General features: G+C 69.6%; 19 protein-coding genes. 4 read left to right on the plus strand and 15 right to left on the minus strand.

The window, feature by feature from the left end:
• Positions 1-2: 2 nt before the first annotated feature.
• The 11 genes from murC to KZX17_RS13725 form a co-directional block, all read right to left on the minus strand.
• Positions 3-1,403, minus strand: coding sequence for a UDP-N-acetylmuramate--L-alanine ligase (gene murC, locus KZX17_RS13675; protein ID WP_248174613.1), 1,401 nt, complete (start codon positions 1,401-1,403; stop codon positions 3-5).
• A 58-nt stretch (positions 1,404-1,461) separates the two neighbouring features.
• The gene (locus tag KZX17_RS13680; protein WP_248174615.1) at positions 1,462-2,535 is read right to left on the minus strand and encodes a UDP-N-acetylglucosamine--N-acetylmuramyl-(pentapeptide) pyrophosphoryl-undecaprenol N-acetylglucosamine transferase; all 1,074 of its coding nucleotides are present in this window, start codon (positions 2,533-2,535) and stop codon (positions 1,462-1,464) included.
• Between the two features lie 10 nt (positions 2,536-2,545).
• The gene (gene ftsW / locus KZX17_RS13685) at positions 2,546-3,757 is read right to left on the minus strand and encodes a putative lipid II flippase FtsW (protein WP_248174617.1); all 1,212 of its coding nucleotides are present in this window, start codon (positions 3,755-3,757) and stop codon (positions 2,546-2,548) included.
• Positions 3,714-5,255, minus strand: a complete 1,542-nt coding sequence (murD, locus tag KZX17_RS13690; protein WP_248174619.1) for a UDP-N-acetylmuramoyl-L-alanine--D-glutamate ligase — start codon at positions 5,253-5,255, stop codon at positions 3,714-3,716. The genes ftsW and murD overlap by 44 nt, the downstream gene beginning before the upstream one ends.
• Positions 5,252-6,361: a phospho-N-acetylmuramoyl-pentapeptide-transferase gene (mraY, locus tag KZX17_RS13695; RefSeq protein ID WP_248174621.1), complete on the minus strand. Its 1,110-nt coding sequence runs from the start codon at positions 6,359-6,361 to the stop codon at positions 5,252-5,254. The genes murD and mraY overlap by 4 nt, the downstream gene beginning before the upstream one ends.
• Complete coding sequence (gene murF / locus KZX17_RS13700; protein ID WP_248174623.1) at positions 6,358-7,770, minus strand: UDP-N-acetylmuramoyl-tripeptide--D-alanyl-D-alanine ligase; 1,413 nt, start codon at positions 7,768-7,770, stop codon at positions 6,358-6,360. Before murF ends, mraY begins: the two co-directional genes overlap by 4 nt.
• A gap of 26 nt (positions 7,771-7,796) precedes the next feature.
• Entirely contained in the window at positions 7,797-9,608 is a 1,812-nt protein-coding gene (locus KZX17_RS13705; RefSeq protein WP_248174625.1) for a penicillin-binding protein 2, read from the minus strand.
• A 4-nt stretch (positions 9,609-9,612) separates the two neighbouring features.
• Positions 9,613-10,230, minus strand: coding sequence for a hypothetical protein (locus KZX17_RS13710; protein ID WP_248174627.1), 618 nt, complete (start codon positions 10,228-10,230; stop codon positions 9,613-9,615).
• Positions 10,227-11,225 carry a 16S rRNA (cytosine(1402)-N(4))-methyltransferase RsmH gene (gene rsmH, locus KZX17_RS13715; protein ID WP_374107929.1) on the minus strand — a complete coding sequence of 333 codons (999 nt, stop codon included), beginning with the start codon at positions 11,223-11,225 and terminating at the stop codon, positions 10,227-10,229. The genes KZX17_RS13710 and rsmH overlap by 4 nt, the downstream gene beginning before the upstream one ends.
• Before the next feature lie 63 nt (positions 11,226-11,288).
• On the minus strand, positions 11,289-11,720 hold the full coding sequence (gene mraZ / locus KZX17_RS13720) for a division/cell wall cluster transcriptional repressor MraZ (RefSeq protein WP_248174862.1): 432 nt from the start codon (positions 11,718-11,720) through the stop codon (positions 11,289-11,291).
• Between the two features lie 205 nt (positions 11,721-11,925).
• On the minus strand, positions 11,926-12,297 hold the full coding sequence (locus KZX17_RS13725; protein WP_248174631.1) for a DUF3040 domain-containing protein: 372 nt from the start codon (positions 12,295-12,297) through the stop codon (positions 11,926-11,928).
• Positions 12,298-12,357: 60 nt separating this feature from the next.
• Between KZX17_RS13725 and KZX17_RS13730 the strand changes: the two genes are divergently transcribed.
• On the plus strand, positions 12,358-13,458 hold the full coding sequence (locus tag KZX17_RS13730) for a polyprenyl synthetase family protein (RefSeq protein WP_248174633.1): 1,101 nt from the start codon (positions 12,358-12,360) through the stop codon (positions 13,456-13,458).
• Positions 13,459-13,495: 37 nt separating this feature from the next.
• On the opposite strand, the gene KZX17_RS13735 is transcribed toward KZX17_RS13730, so the two are convergent.
• Entirely contained in the window at positions 13,496-13,840 is a 345-nt protein-coding gene (locus tag KZX17_RS13735; protein ID WP_248174634.1) for an Rv2175c family DNA-binding protein, read from the minus strand.
• A gap of 149 nt (positions 13,841-13,989) precedes the next feature.
• Between KZX17_RS13735 and KZX17_RS13740 the strand changes: the two genes are divergently transcribed.
• Complete coding sequence (locus KZX17_RS13740; RefSeq protein ID WP_248174635.1) at positions 13,990-15,153, plus strand: LysM peptidoglycan-binding domain-containing protein; 1,164 nt, start codon at positions 13,990-13,992, stop codon at positions 15,151-15,153.
• Positions 15,154-15,222: 69 nt separating this feature from the next.
• Positions 15,223-17,160: a Stk1 family PASTA domain-containing Ser/Thr kinase gene (gene pknB, locus KZX17_RS13745; RefSeq protein WP_248174636.1), complete on the plus strand. Its 1,938-nt coding sequence runs from the start codon at positions 15,223-15,225 to the stop codon at positions 17,158-17,160.
• Positions 17,161-17,221: 61 nt separating this feature from the next.
• On the opposite strand, the gene KZX17_RS13750 is transcribed toward pknB, so the two are convergent.
• From KZX17_RS13750 to KZX17_RS13760, 3 genes are all read right to left on the minus strand, one after another.
• Positions 17,222-18,550 carry a class II 3-deoxy-7-phosphoheptulonate synthase gene (locus KZX17_RS13750; RefSeq protein WP_248174637.1) on the minus strand — a complete coding sequence of 443 codons (1,329 nt, stop codon included), beginning with the start codon at positions 18,548-18,550 and terminating at the stop codon, positions 17,222-17,224.
• A gap of 62 nt (positions 18,551-18,612) precedes the next feature.
• Positions 18,613-19,302, minus strand: coding sequence for a 1-acyl-sn-glycerol-3-phosphate acyltransferase (locus KZX17_RS13755; RefSeq protein ID WP_248174638.1), 690 nt, complete (start codon positions 19,300-19,302; stop codon positions 18,613-18,615).
• A gap of 1 nt (position 19,303) precedes the next feature.
• Positions 19,304-20,236 (minus strand): ROK family glucokinase, encoded by a 933-nt coding sequence (locus KZX17_RS13760; RefSeq protein WP_248174639.1) that lies wholly within the window; start codon positions 20,234-20,236, stop codon positions 19,304-19,306.
• Positions 20,237-20,382: 146 nt separating this feature from the next.
• Between KZX17_RS13760 and KZX17_RS13765 the strand changes: the two genes are divergently transcribed.
• On the plus strand, positions 20,383-22,218 hold the full coding sequence (locus tag KZX17_RS13765; RefSeq protein ID WP_248174640.1) for a long-chain fatty acid--CoA ligase: 1,836 nt from the start codon (positions 20,383-20,385) through the stop codon (positions 22,216-22,218).
• The last annotated feature ends 36 nt before the right edge of the window (positions 22,219-22,254 follow it).

Here is a 22,254-nt window from a genome sequence, read left to right on the forward strand (position 1 = left end):
GGTCAGTCCTGCTCCGGTCCGAGCGCGTCGAGGACCTGGGGGATGATGCGATAGACGTCGCCGCATCCGAGCGTGATGATGTAGTCGCCGGGGCCGGCGACACCGGCCGCGTACCGTGCCGCGTCGGCCCAGTCCGGGACGAATCGGACGTGATCGGGGTCGGCGAAGGCGCCGCTGACGAGCGCCCCCGTCACACCCGGCACCGGGTCCTCGCGCGCGCCGTAGACGTCGAGGACCACCGTGTGGTCGGCGTGGGTCTCGAGCACATCCGCGAACTCACGGAACATCGCCTGCGTCCGCGAGTACGTGTGCGGCTGATGGAGCGCGATGATGCGTCCCTCGCCGACGACGGAACGCGCGGCGTCGAGCGCAGCCGCGACCTCGGTGGGGTGGTGCGCGTAGTCGTCGTACACGCTGACGCCCGAGCGCACCCCGTGGAGGTCGAATCGCCGCACGGTCCCGCCGAACTCCTCGACCGCGCGCAGCGCGGGCTCGAGCTCGTGGCCGAGGGTCAGGAGCACCGCCACCGCACCTGCGGCGTTGACCGCGTTATGGGCGCCGGGGACGGCGAGCCGCCCGCGGACGGACTCCCCCGCATGGCTCAGGGTGAAGGCGACGGGCCCCTCCGTCACGATGTCCGAGACGCGGACGTCCGCGTCCTCCGCAGTGCCGAAGCGCACCACATGCGAGTGCGAGAGCGACGCCGTCACCTCGCGCGCCCCGGGATCGTCGGACGAGATGACGACCGCCTGCGTCGCGGCATCCGCGAATCGCACGAACCCGTCGTAGAAGGCCTCCCGCGAGCCCCAGTGGTCCAGGTGGTCCGGGTCGACGTTGGTGATCAGCGCGACGGCGGTGTCGTAGAGGAGGAAGGAACCGTCGGACTCGTCCGCCTCGATGACGAAGAGGTCGTCGGAGCCGGTCGCGCTCGAGACGCCGAGTGAGGCGATGACGCCGCCGTTGACGAATGTGGGGTCCGCACCGACGCCGCGAAGACCCGTGACGATCATGCCGGTCGAGGTCGTCTTGCCGTGCGCACCCGCGACACTGACGAGACGGCGACCGCGGATCAGCCAGTGCAGCGCCTGCGAGCGGTGGAGGATCGCCGCGCCGCGCTCCTTCGCCAGCAGGTATTCCGGGTTCTCCGGCCAGATGGCGCCGGTGAAGATCACCGCATCCACGTCGGCGGGGAGGTTCGCTGCGTCGTGACCGACGGCCACCGTCGCACCGCGATCCTCGAGCGCTCGCATCGCGGCGCTGTCGGAGCGGTCGGAACCCGAGACCCGAATGCCCCGATCGAGGAACATCCCGGCGAGGCCCGACATCCCGGAACCGCCGATCCCGATGAAGTGGGCGGCGGTGATGTGCTCCGGGATGGGCTGGGAGAGATCGGGTCGAATCATGGCCCGTCAAGTCTAGGTCGGGCCGCCTCGACGGACGCTGCGGCGCGCTGCGTCGGCGTCAGCGGCCGAGCGCGCGGTCGATCAGGGCGAGGACGTTCTCACTGCCCGTCCGCGTCCCGACACCGGTGGTCGCGGCTCGCATCCTCTCGAGCGCCGTCGCATCTCCGAGCAGAGGCACGACGACCGAGCGGATGCGGTCGCCGGTGAACTCCGCGTCGGGGACGAGGACAGCGGCTCCGGCCCGGACCGCGGACGCGGCGTTGAGCGCCTGCTCGCCGTTGCCGACCGCGTACGGAACGTAGACCGCCGGGATGCCGAGCGCCGTGATCTCGCTCACCGTCGCCGCCCCCGAGCGTGAGACGACAACGTCGGCGAGGGCGAAGGCGAGGTCCATCCGGTCGATGTAGGGCACGAGCCGGTAGGCGGGATCGCCCGGATCGGCCAGGTCGTTGCGCTCCCCCACCGCGTGCAGGATCTGCCACCCCGCGTCGACGACGTCGCGCCACGCGTCGGCGAACGCCCGATTGAGCCGCAACGCGCCGAGGGAGCCGCCGAAGACCAGCAGCACCGGTCGATCGGCGTCGAGTCCGAACGCCGCTGCCGCCTCGGCACGCATGGCCTCGCGGTCGAGATGCACGATCTCGGGGCGCAGCGGCATGCCGACGACCTCGGCGCCGCGCAGCGGCGTGCCCTCGAAGGCGACGCCGGATGCCGCGGCCCGCCGGGCGCCGAGGACGTTGGCCAGACCGGGTTTGGCGTTCGCCTCGTGCACCACCACCGGGATGCGCGCCCGCGACGCGGCGACGTATGCGGGCGCCGATGCGTAGCCGCCGAACCCCACGACGACATCGACGCGCCGTTCCCGGATGTGGTTGCGGACCTGTCGCACCGCGCGACCGAACCGCACGGGGAACCGCACGGCGGCACCATCGGGACGACGCGGGAACGGGACCTTGTCGACGAACAGCAGTTCGTAGCCGCGGAGCGGGACGAGCCTGGCCTCGAGGCCTTCGCGGGTGCCGAGGACGAGGACCGTCGCGTCCGGTTCACGGGCGACGAGCGCATCGGCGACGGCCAGCAGGGGGTTCACGTGCCCGGCAGTACCGCCGCCGGCCAAGAGGTACGTGGTCACCGGATCGAGCCTACCTGCGGGCGGCCGACACTCCGGGCTGCGACGTGGGGAGGGTGCGCGCGAAGGCCAGGAGCACGCCGCAGGCCATCAGCACCGACACGAGCGACGTGCCGCCCTGCGACATGAACGGCAGCGGGACGCCCAGGACAGGGAAGACCCGCAGGACGACGCCGATGTTGATGAGCGCCTGCCCGATGACCCAGACCGTGATGCCGCCAGCCGCGATGCGGATGAACGGGTCGTCGGTCTTGCGGATGACGTGGAACGCGCCGACGGCGAACAGCGTGAACAGTGCGAGGACGACGACGCATCCGATGAGGCCGAGCTCCTCGCCGACGATCGCGAAGATGTAGTCGTGGGATGCCGCGGGCAACCACGCGTACTTCTCCCGGGAGTTCCCGAGGCCGAGGCCGAAGACCCCGCCGCTGGCGAGACCCCAGATGCCGTGGAGGGGCTGGTAGCAGTCGCCGTAGTAATCGGAGAGGCAGTCCGGATTCAGGAAGCTCAGGATGCGCCGCATCCGGTTCGGGCTCGTCACGGCCAGGAACGCGACGATGCCCGCTGCAAGGATCAGTGGGATCACGAAGATGCGGAGCTTGACACCGGAGAAGAACAGGGCGCCGAGCAGGATGAGCACGAGCACCATCGCCGTGCCCAGGTCGCGTCCTGCGACGACCGATCCGATCACCAGGGCGGAGACCGGGACCACCGGGATGAAGACGTGACGCCAGTTCCCGAGCAGCGTGTGCTTGCGGTAGAGCACGTAGCCGAGCCAGAGCGCGAAGGCCAGCTTGAGGAACTCGGAGGGCTGCGCCTGCACACCTGCGATCGAGATCCAGTTGCGGTTGCCGTCGAACTCGTATCCGAGGCCGGTGAAGACCAACAGCTGGAACGCCTGCGCAGCGCCCAGAGCGATCCACGACACCCGCTTCCAGAACCGCACGGGCAATCGACTGAAGACGAACATCAGCGGGACGCCGAGGACGGCGAACATGGCCTGGCGCATCACGGTCTGGAACGGACCGTCATCCGACGACGTGGCCATCGTGGCGGACAGCACCATCACCAACCCGAAGATCGTGAGGATCAGCGCGGTCGACGCGAGGAGCAGGAACTCGCTCGGGACGGGGCTGAGGCCTTTCCCCAGGCCGACGCGCGCGGTGAACGGACCGCCGCGGTCAGCCGGATCCGCCGGGACGGGTCGGTCGGTCGTCGTGGTCACCGGCGGCCCTCCCGATCCGTTCGTTCACTGCGGCGGCGAACCGCCGTCCTCGATCCGAGTAGGACGCGAACTGATCGAACGACGCGGCTGCCGGAGCGAGGAGGACCACGTCTCCGTCACGCGCGACGCCCGCAGCGAGTGCGACCACCTCGGTCATGACGTCCTCAGTCTGCGTGTGGTCGACCTCGTAGACGGGCACCGTCGGCGCGTGTCGCGCGAACGCCGATGTGATCTCGCCGCGCTCGACCCCGATGACGATCGCCGCCCTGACCCCGGGGCCGCGGGAGGCGATCAGCTCGGCGATGTCGACGCCCTTGAGGAGTCCTCCGAGCACCCACACCGAACCGGGGTAGGCCTGCAGCGACGAGGAGGCCGCGTGCGGGTTCGTCGCCTTCGAGTCGTCCACCCACGTCACACCGTCGGCCGTCGCGACGACCTCGATGCGGTGCGGGTCGAGACGGAAGGTCGACAGGGAATCCCGGATGGCCGCGGGAGCTACTCCCACCGACCGCGCGAGCGCGGAGGCGGCGAGGATGTTCGCGACGACGTGCGGGGCGGCGAGCCCCACCGCGGCGAGGTCGTCCACGGTCGTCAGCTCGAGCGCGTTGGTGCGTCGCTCCTCGAGGAACGCACGGTCGACGAGGATGCCGTCGACGATGCCGAGGTCGCTCGGCCCGGGGACGCCGAGGTCGAAGCCGATGGCGCGGCATCCTTCGACGACCTCCGCGTCCTCGACCATCTCGCGGGTCGCGACGTCGCTCTTGTTGTAGACGCAGGCGACGCGGGCGTGCTGGTAGACGAACGCCTTGGCGTCCCGGTACGCGTCGAACGAGCCGTGCCACTCCAGGTGATCCGCCGCGAGGTTGAGGCAGACGCTGGCGAGCGGCGACACCCGGTCGGGCCCGCTCTGCAGGCTCAAGTACCACAGCTGATGGCTGGAGACCTCGACGACCAGGACGTCGAAGCCGGCGGGGTCGCGGACGGCGTCGAGGACCGGCACGCCGATGTTGCCGCACGGCGCCGCGCGCAGACCGCCCGCGACCAGCATCGTCGCCGTCAGCTGCGTCGTCGTGGTCTTGCCGTTCGTCCCAGTGATCAGGATCCAATCGGCGGGTGTCCCGTCGGCGCGCACGACCTTGTCGCGCACCCGCCAGGCGAGTTCGAGGTCACCCCAGACCGCGATGCCGGCGCTGAGCGCCCACGCGATGACGGGATGGTGCGGCGCGAAACCCGGCGAGGCGATGACGACGTCGGGCCGGTGCTCCACGAGCGCGTCGGGAGCGGCATCCAGGGGCCCCTCCCAGAGCCGCGCGCCGATGACGGGGACCAGGCGCGCGTACTCCCCCTCGGCGACCTCGGTGACGACCAGGACGTCCGCACCGAGCTCGGTGAGCGTGTCAGCGACGGAGAAACCCGTTATGGACAGGCCGAGGACGGCGACGCGCAGCCCCTTCCAATCCGCGTTCCAGCTGACGAGGTCGTCGAGCCGGGCGGTCATATCGCCGCCAGCCAGCCGACGTAGAACAGTGCGACGCCGAAGATCGCGAGGATGCCGGCGATCAGCCACATCCGGACGACGATGGTGATCTCGGGCCACCCGCGCATCTCGAGATGGTGATGGAACGGACTCATCAGGAACAGACGCTTCCCCCCGGTCGCCTTGAAGTAGTAGCGCTGGAGGATCACCGAGGCCGGCGCGATGATGAAGACGCCGGCGATGATGACGGCGAGGATCTGCGTGCGGCTCAGCACGGCCATCGCGACCACGACGCCGCCGATGGCCATGGAGCCGACGTCGCCCATGAAGATCTTGGCCTTGGGTGCGTTCCACCAGAGGAACCCGATGAGTGCCCCGACGAACGACGCGGCGATGATCGTCAGACCCATCGGGTCGCGGGTGTCGTAGCACGCGGAGGTGTACTCGGTCACGAGGGCCGCGGAGTGGCAACGCTGCTGCAGCTGCCAGAAGGACACGAGGCTGTAGGCCGAGACCGTGAAGATGCCGGCACCCGTGGCGAGCCCGTCCAGTCCGTCGGTGAGGTTGGTCGCATTCGACCACGCGACGCTCTGGAAGGAGATCCAGAGGAGGTAGAGGATCCATCCGATGACGGGACCGAGCACCATGAAGGACAGGGTCGGGATGTCGCGGAAGAACGAGATGTAGGCCGACCCCGGGGTCTCGCCGTACGCGTTCGGGAAGTTCAGCGCCATCACGCCGAACGGTACGGCGACCGCGATCTGACCGACGATCTTGCGCCACCCCGAGAGGCCCAGGCTGCGCTGCGAACGGACTTTCATGTAGTCGTCGATGAAGCCGATGATGCCGAGGCCGACCATCATCCAGATCACGAGCAGCCCGGACACCGTGGGCTCGGTTCCGCCCGTGTAGCTGCCGACCAGGAACCCGACGATCGTCCCGAGGATGAAGACGATGCCGCCCATCGTGGGGGTGCCGCGCTTGGTGTGGTGGCTCGGGTTGTTGACGTCTTCGGGGGTGCGGATGACCTGCCCCCACCCGATGTTCCGGAACAGTCGGATGAACAGCGGGGTGAGGAACAGGGTGAAAGCCAGCGAGATCGTCGCAGCGGCAAGGAGTGATCTCACGAGAACGATTCTCCCAGACGATCGCCGAGGAACCTGAGGCCCGCGGAGTTCGACGACTTCACGAGCACCCGGTCCCCGTCGCGCAGCTCGGAGGACAGGTAGTCGAACGCCTCGTCCGCGGTCTCGAAGAAGACCGCCTCGCCGTCCCACGATCCCTCGCTGATCGCTGCCAGGTACAGGCGGCGGGCGGCGGAGCCGATGACGACGATGCGCTCGTAGCGCAGGCGGACGGCCTGCAGCCCGATGCGGTCGTGCTCCTCCCCCGCCTGTTCGCCGAGTTCGCTCATCGCGCCGAGGACCGCGACCTTGCGCTGCCCGGGCTCGGTGATCTGCGCGACTGTCCGCAGGGCCGCGGCCATGGAGTCGGGGCTCGCGTTGTAGGCGTCGTTGATGATCCGGATGCGGTCGGTGCCCAGTGGCTGCATGCGCCACCGCTCGGCGATCTCGACGGTGCCGACGCGCTGCACGGCGACGGCGGCGTCGACGCCGAGCGTCTGGGCGACGGTGATGGCGGCGAGGGCGTTCATGACGTGGTGCTCACCGAGCACGCGGAGTCGGAGCGGGATGCGGCGGCCGTCCGTGACGATCGTCGCCGTCGTCCCCGACGCGGTGACCTCGACATCCTCCGCCCGCACATCCGCCGTCGGTCCGCGCCCGAACCACCGGACCGCGACCCCGCGCTCCGTCGCGACGGCCGCCATGGCTGCCACGCGAGGGTCGTCGGCGTTCAGCACGGCGGTGCCGCCCGGACGGACGGCCTGGACGAGCTCGGTCTTCGCCTTCTGCGTCGCCTCGACGCCGCCGAAGCCGCCCGCGTGAGCGAGACCCACCATCAGGACGGCGCCGATGTCGGGCGTGATCAGGCCTGCGAGCTCGGCGATGCGGCCGGGCCGTGACGCCCCCAGCTCGCTGACGAGGAATCGGGTGTCCTCCGCGACCCGGAGCATCGTCACCGGAGCACCGACCTCGTTGTTGAACGATGCGCGCGGCGCCACGGTGGGACCCTCGTCCGAGAGGATGCGGGCCAGCAGGTTCTTCGTCGTGGTCTTGCCGTTCGAGCCGGTGATGCCGACGACGCGGAGGTCTCCCCGTGCGCGGACGCGTGCCACCAGCTCGCGGGCGAGGGAGGCGAGCGACGCGACGGTGTCCTCCACGACGATCTGCGAGACGGGAGCGTCGACCTGCCGCTGCACGATGGCGAGCGATGCGCCGGCGTCGACCGCCGCGCCCACGAAGAGATGCCCGTCGGTCACGTCGCCCGGCTTCGCCACGAAGACGGAGCCCGGCCCCATCTCCCGCGAATCGGTGTCCACCACTCCGGAGACGACGGTCTCGGGAGTGTCGGACCCGTGGGTATGGAGGGTGCCGCCGACGGCGTGCGTCACCTCGGCGAGCGTCATCCGGATCATGCTGGGGGTCTCCTCGTGCGCTCGGCTCAGCCTGTGACGGGCAGGAGCGGGGTCTCCGAACCCGACGGCATGACGCGGTAGTGCGTGAGCACCTGCGCCATCGCCTTCTTGAACACCGAGCGGTTGGCCGACGACATGCGCTGCTTCTTGGGCTCGTCGAAGACCGTCAGGACAACATACTGCGGATCGTCCGCGGGGGCGAAGCCGACGAGCGACGTGAAGTAGAGGTTCGGCTTGTAGCCGCCCTTGCCGTCGGAGACCTGGGCGGTGCCGGTCTTGCCCGCCATGCGATAGCCGGGGAGCTCGATGTCCTCGGCCAGCGTGCCCTGCGCGAACACGTTCTCGAGCATGAGCGACACCTCGTCGGCGGTCTTTTCCTGGATGATCCGCTCGGGCCCCGGCAGGTCCGGCGTGACGACGGTGCCGTCGGCCTGGGTGCACGACTCGATGAGGGATGCCGGCATGCGGACCCCGCCGTTGGCGAAGGTCTGGTACGCGCTGGCGACCTGCACGGCCGTCACGGTGAACGCCTGGCCGAACGTGGTGGCGTACTTCGTCTGGCTGTCCCACTCGTCCGCGGGGCGCAGGGTCGTCTCGGGCTCCCCCGACCAGTCGAGGCCGCTCGGCTGACCCGCGCCGAACTTCTGCAGGTAGTCGTACCGCGTCTGGTTGTCCACCATGGCCCCGAACTGCGACATCGCCACGTTCGACGAGGTCACGAGACCGCCGGTGAGGGTCAGGTCCTCGGTCGCGTGGTTCTCGGAGTCGTTCACGACTGCGCCGTTGTCGAAGACCATGCGATCGGGCACGTTCACGGTCGTCCCCGGCGTCGCGCCGGCCTGCTCGATCGCCGTCGCTGCCGTCACGGGCTTGAACGTCGATCCCGGCTCGTAGGAGTAGCGGAGCAGCCGTGATCCGCGATCCTCGGGCTCGCTGGCCCCGGGGTCGTTGGGGTCGACCGTCGGGGTCTCCGCCATCGCCCGGATCTTGCCCGTGGCGGTCTCCATGACGATGATGCCGCCCCAGTCCGCCTTGTACCGGTCGGTCTCCTCGGCGATCAACTGCTGCATGTACCACTGCAGATCCGAGTCGATCGTGAGGGTGACCGTCCCGCCGTTGACCGCGGGCTTCTCGACGGCAGTACCGGGGATCCGCACACCGTCGGCTCCGCGCTGGTAGCTGATCGAGCCGTTCTCGGGTGTGAGGCAGGAGTTCTGCAGCTCTTCGACGCCCTCCAACGGCTTCCCGTCGGACCCGACGAAGCCCAGCAGGTTGCCCGCGACCGCGCCGTTCGGATAGACGCGGGACTGTACGGAGTCGAACTTGAGGAAAGGCAGCCCGAGATCGTCGAGCGCGCGGTACTCGGCCGTGGAGATGTTCTGGTCGAGGTAGGCGAAGCGGCTGTTCGGGTCCTGCTCCAGTGCATCGGTCACGATCGCGCGCACGTCGGCGGCGTCCTGCCCGGTCACCTCGGCGATGCGCTGGGCGATCTCATCCCATGTGATGGTGACGGTGTCGCCGTTCTCGTCCTTCACGACCCGCCCCTGGGCGTCGCGTTCCGATACGCCCTCGATGGCCAGCTTCGGATCGAGCTTGGCGTTGTAGACGAGGGTGCTCGTGGCCAGGGGCACCCCGTGCTCATCGACGATGGAGCCCCTCGCGCCCTCCAGATTGGCCGTGACCTTCATGCCGACGCTGAAGGAGTCCTCGACGTGCTGGCTCGCGTTGACGACCTGGATGTCGATCAGCCGCACCACGAACGCGACCAGGACGACCAGGATCACCGCGAGCGCGACGACGGTTCGACGACGGGTGCCGCGTGTTGCTCGTGTCGTCATGCTCTCAGTGTGTGGCGGGGGTCGGGAGTCCGTCGGCGATCGACGGGGGTGTCGGCGTATTGACCAGCAGGTCCTGGTCGATCGAGACGCCTGCGTCGAGGCTCGCTTCCGGGTCGGTGACCAACGGCACGTCGGCCACGAGCGCGTTGGGGACGGCGGCGAGCTTCAGCGCCTGCACCGATGAGGCATCCGACGCACCGTCCTGCGGGCCGAGCGTCTTGCCGTCGCTCAGACGCAGGTAGCTCGGCTCACCTCCGGCGACGAGACCGAGCGCGGCGGCGTTGGCCGCCAGGAACTGCGGCGAGCTGAGGCCCGCGACATCCTCTTCGAGGATCTCCTTCTGCCAGGTCGCGTCGCGCTGCTGCGACGTCAGGTCGCGCACTTCGTACGCACCCTGGGTGGTCAGGATGGACAGCCCCATCTGCACTCCGGCGATGGTCAGCGCGCCGGCCACGGCGACGAGACCGAACACGAGCCGGGGACGACGGCGGGGCCGTGCCTGCGACATCGCACGAAGACGTCCGCCGATCTGTTCGACGGGACGCAGCCGCGGCGCGGCACTCCCGACGACGGACGGGTCGGCCACCGCGGAGGCGGCGGATGCGACGGCTGGAGCGCTCATGACGCCTCCCTCACTCGTTCTGCGGCGCGAAGTCGCACCGGCGTGGCACGGGGGTTCCGCTGCTTCTCTTCGTCGGATGCCAGCTCCGCGCCCTTGACCAGCAGGCGGAACCGGGGGGCGTGCTCGGGCGGCTCGATCGGCAGGCCGGCGGGGGCCGTCGACGAGGACGCCTCCGCGAGGACGCGCTTGACCAGCCGGTCTTCGAGCGACTGGTAGGACATGACGACGATGCGTCCGCCGACGGGCAGGATGCCGAGGGCCGCCGGCATCGCCCGGTCGAGCGCCCGCAGCTCACCGTTGACCTCGATCCGCAGCGCCTGGAACACCCGCTTCGCGGGGTGGCCGCTGCGCTCGCGCTGGACCGCGATCGGGGTGGCGCCGATGAGGATGTCGACCAGCTGTGCGGAGCGCTCGATGGGCGTGACGCCCCTCGCGGCGATGATCGCCCGGGCGTACCGGCCCGCGAGCTTCTCCTCGCCGTAACGCTCGAAGATGCGGCGGAGGTCTCCCTCGCCGTACGTGGCGACGATGTCCGCCGCGGTGAGGGGCGCTGAGCGGTCCATCCGCATGTCCAGCGGGGCATCCTGCGCGTAGGCGAACCCGCGCTCGGCCTCATCCAGCTGCAGCGACGAGACCCCCAGGTCGAAGAGGATGCCGTCGGCGTGGGCGAATCCGGCCCCGCGGACCGCGTCGGCGATGCCGTCGTAGACCGTGTGGACGAGGGTCACCCGATCGGCGAACCGTGCGAGGCGCTGCCCCGCGATGCGGAGGGCGTCGGTGTCGCGATCGAGACCGACCAGGTGCACGTCGGGGAAGCGCTCGAGCAGCGCCTCGGAGTGGCCGCCCATCCCGAGGGTCGCGTCGACGACCACCGCGCCGCTGCGCTGCAGGGCGGGAGTGAGCAGCTCGACGCAGCGTTCGAGCAGGACCGGGATGTGGATGTCGTCGTGTGCCATGGCGTTTCGGGGACTGGAGCCCTCGATCCCGATCCCCATCCGCTCCGACCTGGCGCCGGGGAAGTGCGTCAGGGCGTGCGGCTGGGAGTCGCGACCGAGGGGTCAGAAGAGTCCGGGGATCACCTCCTGCTCCATGTCCGAGTACGTGTCTTCGTTGCTGTCGGCGTACGCGTTCCACGCGTCCGCGTTCCAGATCTCGGCGTGGGCGCCGACGCCGGTGACGACGAGTTCCTTCTCGAGGTCGGCATAGGTCCGCAGGTGGGGCGGGATCGTGATCCGGTTCTGCGAGTCGGGCTTCTCCGCGCTGGCCCCCGAGAGGAACATGCGCTGGAAGTCGCGAGCCTGCTTGTTGGTGAGCGGCGCCTCGCGGATCCGCTCGTAGACGCGCTCGAACTCAGCCGAGCTGAAGACGTAGAGGCAGCGCTCCTGCCCGCGGGTCACGACGATGCCCGAACCGAGGTCGTCGCGGAACTTCGCCGGCAGGATGACCCGCCCTTTGTCATCGAGCTTGGGGGTGTGCGTGCCCAGCAGCATCTGCAGGTCACCCCCCTTCGTCCGGCCCACTCCAGGTGCTCGCCACTTTACTCCACTTTCCTCCACTCAGCGACATCTATTCGCCATTGCTCGTGGAAACCGCGCCACAGCGACGCACGTCCGAGCGCGACCTCAGGCCCCGAGGGCACAAAAAAAGCACCGACCCGAAGGTCGGTGCTCAGTGGTGGAGAGGAGTGGAGGCCCGTCAACGATCGTCGTTGCGGCGATCCCAGCGGTCGTTCATCCGATCCATGAAGGACGAGGACGCCGGACGCGGCGCTTTCGCCTTGGGCGTGCCGCCTGCCGGCCGCGCTGCAGCCCCCTTCGCCGGGGTGAAGGCGAGGACGACGCCGCCGACCATCGCGACGAAGGCGATGACACCGACGACGATGAGCGAGCTGGCGACACCGACGACGAGACCCGCGATGCCGAGGAGCACGATGACGCAGCCGTACACGATGTTGCGATAGCTCAGAGAGTGGGCGCCGCGCTCCGCACTCACGACGTCGGCGTCGTTGCGCATGAGATGGCGTTCCATCTCGTCCAGCAGACGCTGCTCCTGCTCTGACAGTGGCATGCATCCCCCTCGGGTCAGTCCATCAAGTGTACGCGTCAGCGTGATCACTAGGCTAGGCCTGTGCCCCCTTCCGCAGATCCGATCGTGGCCGTTTCCCAGCGAGTCGAGAGGTTCGTGGCGGACCAGCGGACCTCCGTCGCCGGATTCGGCGAAGAGGCCCTGGCATTCGTGGACTCCGGAGCCGCGGCGGCGGTGGGCGGCAAGGGGTTCCGGGCGCGGTTCTGCCTGGCCGGATGGCGGGCCGTGACGTCCTTCCGGCGGACGTCGGCGGTCGAGACACCTCCGTCGGTGATCGCCGTTTCCGCGGCGCTCGAGATCTTCCACGCCGCCGCGCTCGTCCACGATGACGTCATCGACCGATCCGACACACGTCGCGGTCGCCCCGCAGCCCACCGCGCGTGGGAGGCGGCCCACGGCGGTGCCGAGTGGGCAGGAGATGCGGAGCACTTCGGCCACTCAGCGGCGATCTTGTTGGGCGACCTGCTCGTCGCGTGGAGCGACGACCTCCTGGAAGAGGGCCTTCGCACCATCGACGACGCGTCGCTGGCCGACCGCGCTCGACAGGAGTTCGCGCGGATGCGGCGCGAAGTGACCATCGGCCAGTTCCTCGACGTGGCGGAGGAGTCGGCCTACGTGGCAGCGCCCGTGGAGGCACACCCCGATCGTGCCCTCCGAGTGGCATCGCTCAAGTCCGCCCGCTACAGCGTCCAGCACCCTCTGCAGCTCGGGGCCGTGCTCGCTGGGGCGGATGCCGACCAATACGAGGCGCTCGGAGCGTTCGGACACCCCGTCGGCCTCGCCTTCCAACTGCGAGACGACGTCCTGGGGGTGTTCGGCGACACCTCCGTCACCGGCAAGCCGGTCGGCGACGACCTGCGAGAGGGCAAGCGGACACTCCTCGTCGCCTACACCCGTGCGTCATTGCCGACAGGCGCGCTCCGCACCTTCGACGAGCTCCTCGGCGACCGCGACCTGACGTCGACGCAGGTCGCGCACCTTCAGCAGACGATCGTCGACACGGGCGCGCTGACCCTCGTCGAGGACCGGATCGCCGAATGGGTGGCGGATGCCGATCGGGCACTTCGCGGCGCACCACTGGACAACGCCGCCGTCGGCGAGCTGCGCGACCTCGCTCGCGCCGCGACTGTGCGCGTCGCCTGACGATGCGCGGAGCGCAGTCAGCGGCGCGGCCTCGACGTCACGCGAGCGACTGCGCGACCCGCCGCACCTCGCTCTTGCGACCCTGACGCAACGCTTCGATCGGCGCGGACCCGATCGATTCCTCCGGAGCGAGGAGCCAGTCGATGAGCTCGTCGTCGGAGAAGCCCGCGTCCTGCAGGACGATGACCGTGCCGCGCAGTGAGGTGAGGGGCGCGCCGTCGACCAGGAAGACCGAGGGGACGCGAGGCGCGCCGTGCCGGCGGGAGGCGACGAGCTGATGCTCATCCAGCATGCGGCGGACGCGGCCGAGGGGCTCCCCCGTCAGCTCGACGAGTTCAGGAAGGCTCAGCCATTCGGTGGGGACGGACGGATCGGTACTCACCGATCCACTATCCCATCTCCGCGCCTCGCGCCGCCGTCGACCTCACAAATCCCACAGGTCACATCAGTCACATGCGTTGACATGAGCACCACCCCCATGCCACGGTTCTCGGGGGATTCGACCGATCTGGGGCCGAAAGAAGGATCGCTGTGCGCCGAAACGACGTCCTGCCCGCCTCCGCCCGTCACCTCGCCGGCCCCGTGGTCCTCGGATCCATCGCCCTCTCGCTCTCCGGGTTCCCCGGCGAGCCGGAGCACGACCGCGACCTCGAGACCGTTCCACCGGTCCGCGTGCACGGGTCCGTCACCCCCGATGAGCGGGAGACGGTCTCGCGGGTCGGCGTCCCCGCCGCCGGCACCGCGGTGCGTACCCACGTCGTCGCCGTCGGCGACACGGTCAGCGCGATCGCGGCGGCGCACGGCGTGCGCACTGTCGACGTCCTCGCGTGGAACGATCTCTCCTGGCGGTCGGTCATCCATCCCGGCGACGTCCTGCGACTCGGGCCTGCCGCGGAGCGCGCGTCGGCGAGCCCCCGCCCCTCTCGAGCCGCGAACACGTACACCGTCGCATCCGGCGACACCCTGTGGTCCATCGCCAAGCGCCACAAGACCACCGTCTCGGCGATCGCGGAGGCGAACGGGCTCGGCGCATCGACGATGATCCGCCCCGGGCAGCAGCTGACCCTCGCGCCGCGCGTCGAGGCCGAGCGGGCCGCGTCGTCGACACCGTCACCGGCTCCGCCGACCGCGTCCCGCGTGCACGAGGTCGGGGCGGGACAGACACTGTGGGCGATCGCCGAGAAGCACAGCGTCACGCTCGACGACCTGCTGGAGGCGAACGGGCTGGATGCCGGGTCGATCATCTACCCGGGGCAGCACCTCCGCATCCCCGCCGGCGGAACGGTGTCCCTCGACGCCGAGCAGGTCGCGAACGTCCGGACGATCATCGACGTCGGACGTGACCGCGGCGTCTCCCGGGACGGCATCGCGATCGCGCTGGCGACGGCGATGGTCGAATCGTGGATCCGGAACCTCGACTGGGGGGACCGCGATTCGCTCGGCCTGTTCCAGCAGCGTCCGAGCACCGGTTGGGGAACACCCGAACAGATCCGGGACACACGTCGCGCCGCCGCCGCCTTCTTCGGCGGACCGTCCGATCCGAATCGCGACTCGACGCGCGGTCTGCTCGACATCGCCGGGTGGGAGCAGATGGAATTCGGGGATGCCGCGCAGGCCGTGCAGGTCTCGGCGCACCCGGACCGATACGGGAAGTGGAAGAAGCAGGCGTACCGCTGGCTCGACCTCTACGGATGACCGGCCCCGGCGCCGGTCGGCGGTGAGCCGTTACCCGGGCTCGCAGCATCCCGTCCGTAGACTTCACACGTGAGTACGAGCCAGCAGACCGACCCGCTGATCGGCCGCCTGGTCGACAGCAGGTACCGGGTCCGCGCGCGCATCGCGAGGGGCGGGATGGCGACCGTCTACGTGGCGACCGACCTCCGGCTCGAGCGGCGCGTGGCCCTCAAGGTCATGCACGGCCATCTCTCCGACGACACGGTCTTCCAGAACCGCTTCATCCAGGAGGCGCGGTCGGCCGCACGCCTCGCCGATCCACACGTCGTCAACGTCTTCGACCAGGGCCAGGACGGCGAGATGGCCTATCTGGTCATGGAGTACCTCCCCGGCATCACGCTTCGCGAATTGCTGCGCGAGCAGAAGCGACTGACACTCCCCCAGACGATCACGATCATGGACGCGATCCTCGCCGGCTTGTCTGCAGCGCACCGGGCGGGGATCGTGCACCGGGACGTCAAACCGGAGAACGTGCTCCTCGCGGAGGACGGGCGCATCAAGATCGGCGACTTCGGACTCGCCCGCGCCACCAGCGCGAACACCGCGACCGGGCAGATGCTGCTCGGCACGATCGCCTATCTCGCTCCGGAGCTCGTCACCCGCGGCACGGCGGATGCACGCAGCGACATCTATGCACTCGGGATCATGCTCTACGAGATGCTCGCCGGCGAGCAGCCCTACAAGGGTGAGCAGCCGATGCAGATCGCGTACCAGCACGCGACGCACTCCGTGCCGCGGCCGAGCGTGAAGAACCCCGGCGTGCCCGAGCAGCTCGACGAACTGGTGCTCTGGGCGACGGAGCGCAACCCCGAGGATCGCCCCACCGATGCCCGCGAGATGCTGGAGCGGCTTCGCGAGATCCAGAAGCAGCTCGGCGTGTACCCGCAGGTCGTGCGCTCCACCCCCGCCGGCGGGACCGTGGTCATCGACGATTCCCTTGACTCCGATGAAGTCACCCGCGTCATGCCCGGTACGTTCACCGCGCCGAGTGTGACCACCGATGTGGACAATGCGACGCGGCTGCGTCGACGGTCGCACCGCAACGCGGTGAAAGGCGCCTGGATCCTCGCCGCGGTCCTCCTGCTGGCGGCAGCGGCGGGCGGCGTGGGCTGGTGGTTCGGTTCCGGCCCCGGGTCGCTCGTGGCCGTGCCGGATGTCCGAGGCATGAGTTTCGAGGAGGCGGCGGGCCGTCTGGCCGAGGACGACCTCGTCGCCGCGAGAGACGAGGTGAACAGCCTCGATGTGGCCGTCGGCGAGGTCGTCGACACCGACCCCGGATCAGGCGCCCGCGTGGACCGCGCTGCAGAGGTGACCGTCCGGATCTCCGCGGGGCCTGCGACCACGGTGCTCCCGACGCTGCAGGGACGGGAGCAGTCCGAGGTCGAGGCCGTGCTCGCAGACGCGAACATCGAGGTCGATGCGGTCGGCGAGTACTTCACGAGCTTCGATCAGGGTCAGGTCGTCCGTGTGTACGTCACACAGGCTGCGGGCGGCGAAGCCACGGAATGCACCGAGGGGTGCGAAGTGCTGGAGGGGTCGGCCGCGGAGCTCCGTGTCTCGCTCGGCCCGGTCCCCGACGTGGCCGGTCTGCAGCGCGAACAGGCGCAGGACGTGCTGTCCGGCGTCGACTTGCGTTCGGAGGTGTCGGAGGAATTCAGCGAGACCGTCGATACCGGCCGCGTCATCGCCCTCGCGGACCGCACGGAACCCGGTTCCTGGAAGCCGGGCGACACGGTGACCCTGATCGTCTCGAAAGGCCCGCAGCTCTTCGCAGTCCCCGACGTCACCGGCCTCACACTCTCGGATGCCGCGCAGCGCCTTCGGGACGAGGGATTCACCCCGACCTATCAGGGGTTCTGGAACGCCGTGCCGGACGGTCTCACCGAAGTGGAATCGACCGATCCCCCCGCAGGCGAGCAGCGCCGGCGAGGGTCGGAGATCGCGCTCACCATCAGCCTCGTCGGCTGACCCGCACGAGCAGAGCGCCCGGCGGATTGCTCCACCGGGCGCTCCGAGCGTCGTCGACAGCTCAGCGGTTGCGCAGCTCCTCGGCGACGAGGAACGCGAGCTCCAACGACTGCATGTGATTCAGCCGCGGGTCGCACAGCGACTCGTACCGAGTCGCGAGGGTCGCCTCGTCGATCATCTCCGAACCGCCCAGGCACTCGGTCACGTCGTCGCCGGTGAGCTCGACGTGGATGCCGCCCGGATGCGTTCCGACCGCGCGGTGCGCCTCGAAGAAGCCACGCACCTCGTCGACGACGTCGTCGAAGCGGCGCGTCTTGTACCCCGTGGGCGTCGTGATGCCGTTGCCGTGCATCGGGTCGGTGACCCACAGGGGGGTCGCACCCGAGTCCCGCACCGCCTCGAGCAGCGGCGGCAGCGCATCGCGGATCTTGCCGGCGCCCATGCGCGTGATGAACGTCAAGCGACCGGGCTCACGCGCGGGGTCGAGCTTGTCGATCAGCGCCAGCGCCGTCTCGGGCGTGGTGGAGGGACCGAGCTTCACGCCGATGGGATTGCGGATCTTCGAGAAGTAGTCCACGTGCGCCCCGTCGAGCTCGCGGGTGCGCTCGCCGATCCAGAGGAAGTGCGCCGACGTGTTGTACGGCGTGTGCGTCCGCGAGTCGATCCGGGTCATCGGGTGCTCGTAGTCCATGAGCAGACCCTCGTGCCCGGTGTAGAACTCGACGCCGCGCAGCTCGTCGAAGTTGGCTCCCGCGGCCTCCATGAACTTGATGGCCCGGTCGATCTCGCCCGCGAGACGCTCGTAGCGCTGGTTGGCCGGGTTCTTCGCGAAGCCCTGGTTCCAGCTGTGCACCTCGCGCAGGTCGGCGAACCCGCCCTGCGTGAACGCGCGGATGAGGTTCAGCGTGGAGGCGGCGGTGTGGTATCCCTTCAGCAGTCGCTGGGGGTCCGCGGTGCGCGACGCCTCGGTGAAGTCGTATCCGTTGACGATGTCGCCCCGGTAGGCGGGCAGCGTGACGTCACCTCGGGTCTCGGTGTCGCTCGAACGAGGCTTCGCGAACTGGCCCGCCATGCGGCCCATCTTCACGACCGGCATCGATGCGCCGTACGTCAGGACGACGGCCATCTGCAGCACCGTCTTGATGCGGTTGCGGATCTGCTCGGCCGTCGCTCCCGCGAAGGTCTCGGCGCAGTCGCCTCCCTGCAGCAGGAACGCCTGGCCGGACGCGGCCTTCGCGAGCCGGTCTCGGAGGTTGTCGACCTCGCCCGCGAAGACGAGGGGCGGGAGGCTGGCGATCTCGGCCGAGACGGCGGCGACCGCGTCGGTGTCGGTCCACAACGGCTGCTGCTTGATCGGGAGCGTGCGCCAGTGGTCGAGAGGAGTGGGCATCCGCTCATTCTACCGTCGAGCGGGCGGGCCACCGGCGCGTGTGACGCGCAGGAGCAGCGCCCTCAGACGCGGGATGCCGGGCGCCGGTCCTTGACCGTCGAGGCGTAGACGTCCTCGTACTCCTGCTCGCCCATCCGCTGCAGGGCGACCATGATCTCATCGGTCACCGACCGCAGGACGAAGCGATCGGACTCCATGCCGTGGAAGCGGGTGAAGTCGAGCGGCTCGCCGATGACCATGCCGACGCGACCGACGCGCGGGATCGAGCGTCCGATCGGCATGATGTCGTCCGTGCCGATCATCACCACGGGGATCACCGGCACGCGGGCGGTCAACGCCATCCGCGCGAGCCCCGTGCGGCCACGGTAGAGCTTGCCGTCCGGGCTGCGCGTCCCTTCGGGGTAGATGCCGAGCAGGTCACCCCGACCGAGCACCTGCAGGCCCGTATTGAGGGATGCCTCTGAGGCCTTGCCGCCCGTGCGGTCGATGGGGATCTGTCCGGTGCCCTTCATGAAGACGCGGGTCGCCCACCCCTTGATGCCACGCCCCGTGAAGTAGTCGCTCTTGGCGAGGAACGACATCGGGCGATCGATCATCAGGGGCAGGAAGATCGAGTCGCTGACGGAGAGGTGGTTGCTGGCGAGCACGGCGGCCCCGGACGGGGGGATGTTCGCGCGCCCGACGATCCAAGGGCGGAAGATGGCCTTCACGATCGGACCGATGATCAGGTACTTCAGGACCCAGTAGACCATGTCAGACGCGGCCCCCCGCGAGGTCGGCGACGCCGATGAGTCCGGCGTCGTTGCCGAGCGTCGCGATCGCGAAGGAGGCGACCGGGCGCTCGCCGTAGCCGGGCAGCGCGGTGACGTACGCGTCGCGCACGGGATGCAGGAGCGTCTCGCCGAGATCGGCCACTCCCCCTCCGATGACGAACAGCTCCGGGTCGAGCACGGCCTGGAAGCCGCCGCACGCCTCACCCAGGGCGGTCGCCACGCGGTGCACGGCCTCGAGCGCACCCGCATCGCCCTGCTCGATCAGGCGGGCCATCGCCGCAGCGGGGACGATGCCGTCGGCGTCGATCGCAGCGGCGAGGCCGGCGCCGTCGGGGCCGGCGGCGATGTCGACCGCCTCGCGCTGCAGGGCGCGGCCGGATGCATACTGCTCGAGGCATCCCCGCTGCCCGCAGCCGCAGGGACGGCCGCTCCGCTCGAATCGGATGTGCCCCAGCTCACCGCCGATGCCGTTGCCGCCGACGAGCAGCCGTCCGTCGATGATGGCGGCGCCGCCGACCCCGGTGCCCATCGTGATCATGACCATGTCCCGGACCTCTCGCCCGGCACCGAAGCGGAACTCCCCCCAGCCGGCGGCGTTGGCGTCGTTCTCGAGCGTCACCGGGCGCCCGATCCGGCGCTCGAGCTCCTCCCGGAGGGGCTCGTCGGTCCAGTCGATGTTCGGGGCGTGGAGGATGACGGAGCGGGTCGCGTCGATGAAGCCGGCCGCGGCGACGCCGACGGCATGCACGACGCGGTCTGCGACCAGCTCGTGCACCATGGCTGCGACGACGTCGGCGAGGGCTGCCGGATCGGCGGGGGTGGGTACGCGACGCCGGTCGAGGATGGCACCGTCCTCGTCGACGACGCCACCGGCGATCTTGGTTCCACCGATGTCGATACCGACGTTGAGCACGCCGCTCCTCTCCGCACGCGCGGGGCCGCGCGGCATCCGTGAGTCTAGTGGGGCGCCCACGGGCGCCGCCGCCGTGGGATCGGGGATCACCATGACATAGACTCGGTCGCACCTGACGCCACCCGGTACCGAAGGAGCTGCCGCACATGAGCGCCGTACAATTCGACGTCCCCGCCGTCGTCCCCGCGGACCCGACCGCCAACACGTCCGACATCCTGGTCGAGCGCGTGAAGGAGACACCCTCCCTCGCCCTGTTCGCCGTTCCCGACGGAGCGGGCTGGCGCGACATCACCGCCGCCGAGTTCCACCGCGAGGTCGTCGCGCTGGCCAAGGGCTTCGTCGCCAGCGGAGTCGAACCCGGCGACAAGGTCGCCTTCATCGCTCGGACCACGTACAACTGGACCCTGGTCGACTTCGCCCTGTTCTTCGCCGGCGCGGTGATGGTGCCCGTCTACGAGACGAGCTCGGCTTCGCAGATCAGCTGGATCCTCTCGGACTCCGGTGCGGTCGCCATGATCGCCGAGGGGAAGAGTCACGCGGCGCGGATCGAGGAGATCCGCGCGGACGTGCCGCTGCTCCGCGAGGTCTGGACGATGGAGTCCGGGGGCCTGGACACCCTCCGCTCGAAGGGCACCGACGTCAGCGACGACGAGATCGAGCGGCGCCGCTCGCTCGCGAACGCCGACGACATCGCCACCCTCATCTACACATCGGGTTCCACGGGGCGGCCGAAGGGATGCGTCCTCACGCACAGCAACTTCGTCGAGCTTTCGCGCAACTCCGCCAAGGCCCTGCACGAGGTCGTCGAGCAGCCCGGCGCAGCGACCCTGCTCTTCCTGCCCCTCGCCCACGTGTTCGCGCGATTCATCTCGATCCTCAACATCCACGCCGGAGTCAAGACCGGGCACGAGCCCGACACGACCAAGCTCCTCGCCGGCCTCGGGTCGTTCAAGCCGACCTACCTGCTCGCCGTCCCCCGCGTGTTCGAGAAGGTCTACAACTCCGCCGAGCAGAAGGCCGAAGCAGGCGGCAAGGGCAAGATCTTCCGCGCCGCGGCTGACGTGGCGATCGAGCATTCGCGACGTCTCCAGGACGGCGAGAAGATCCCGCTCGGCATGAAGATCAAGTTCGCGCTCTTCGACCGCCTCGTCTACAGCAAACTGCGGACGGCCATGGGCGGTCGAGTCGCGCACGCCGTATCGGGGTCGGCGCCGCTCGGTCCCCGACTGGGTCACTTCTTCCACAGCCTGGGGGTCCAGATCCTCGAGGGCTACGGCCTCACCGAGACGACGGCCCCCGCGACCGTCAACCTCGTCACGAAGTCGAAGATCGGCACCGTCGGCCCTGCGCTCCCCGGCGTGGGCGTGCGCCTCGCCGACGACGGCGAGGTCGAGGTCCGCGGCGTGAACGTCTTCAAGGAGTACTGGCGCAACCCCGAGGCCACGGCGGAGGCCTTCGACGACGGGTGGTTCCGTACCGGCGACATCGGGACGTTCGACTCCGAGGGGTACCTCACCATCACCGGGCGGAAGAAGGAGATCATCGTCACGGCGGGCGGGAAGAACGTCGCCCCCGCGGGTCTCGAGGACCCGATCCGGGCCAATCCGATCGTCGGACAGGTGGTCGTCGTCGGCGACCAGAAGCCGTTCATCGGCGCACTCGTCACCCTCGACCGCGAGATGCTCCCGACCTGGCTGTCGAACAACGGGCTGCCCGCCGACATGCCGATGTCGCAGGTCATCTCGAACCAGAAGGTGATCGACGAGGTCCAGACGGCCGTGGACCGCGCCAACAAGACGGTCTCGCGCGCCGAGTCGATCCGGAAGTTCGTCATCCTCGACACGGAATGGACCGAGGCGTCCGGCCATCTGACGCCCAAGATGAGCATCAAGCGCAACGTCATCCTCGACGACTTCGCGTCCGACATCGAGGAGCTCTACCAGGCGAAGGTCACGACGACCAACATCTCGCTCGGCAACTGAGCGGACGACGAAGGGCCCCGGTGATCCCGGGGCCCT

This window comes from Microbacterium sp. EYE_78 (assembly GCF_023149035.1).
In the GTDB taxonomy this organism is placed as follows: domain Bacteria; phylum Actinomycetota; class Actinomycetes; order Actinomycetales; family Microbacteriaceae; genus Microbacterium.

What these genes read in the sequence shown, in the direction of transcription:
- murF (WP_248174623.1), bottom strand. Translation starts at nt 7,770, where the DNA reads ATGATCCGGATGACGCTCGCCGAGGTGACGCACGCCGTCGGCGGCACC.
- murD (WP_248174619.1), bottom strand. Translation starts at nt 5,255, where the DNA reads ATGACCGCCCGGCTCGACGACCTCGTCAGCTGGAACGCGGATTGGAAG.
- KZX17_RS13710 (WP_248174627.1), bottom strand. Translation starts at nt 10,230, where the DNA reads ATGAGCGCTCCAGCCGTCGCATCCGCCGCCTCCGCGGTGGCCGACCCG.
- KZX17_RS13725 (WP_248174631.1), bottom strand. Translation starts at nt 12,297, where the DNA reads ATGCCACTGTCAGAGCAGGAGCAGCGTCTGCTGGACGAGATGGAACGC.
- mraZ (WP_248174862.1), bottom strand. Translation starts at nt 11,720, where the DNA reads ATGCTGCTGGGCACGCACACCCCCAAGCTCGATGACAAAGGGCGGGTC.
- KZX17_RS13705 (WP_248174625.1), bottom strand. Translation starts at nt 9,608, where the DNA reads ATGACGACACGAGCAACACGCGGCACCCGTCGTCGAACCGTCGTCGCG.
- rsmH (WP_374107929.1), bottom strand. Translation starts at nt 11,225, where the DNA reads ATGGGGATCGGGATCGAGGGCTCCAGTCCCCGAAACGCCATGGCACAC.
- KZX17_RS13765 (WP_248174640.1), top strand. Translation starts at nt 20,383, where the DNA reads ATGAGCGCCGTACAATTCGACGTCCCCGCCGTCGTCCCCGCGGACCCG.
- KZX17_RS13750 (WP_248174637.1), bottom strand. Translation starts at nt 18,550, where the DNA reads ATGCCCACTCCTCTCGACCACTGGCGCACGCTCCCGATCAAGCAGCAG.
- KZX17_RS13755 (WP_248174638.1), bottom strand. Translation starts at nt 19,302, where the DNA reads ATGGTCTACTGGGTCCTGAAGTACCTGATCATCGGTCCGATCGTGAAG.
- murC (WP_248174613.1), bottom strand. Translation starts at nt 1,403, where the DNA reads ATGATTCGACCCGATCTCTCCCAGCCCATCCCGGAGCACATCACCGCC.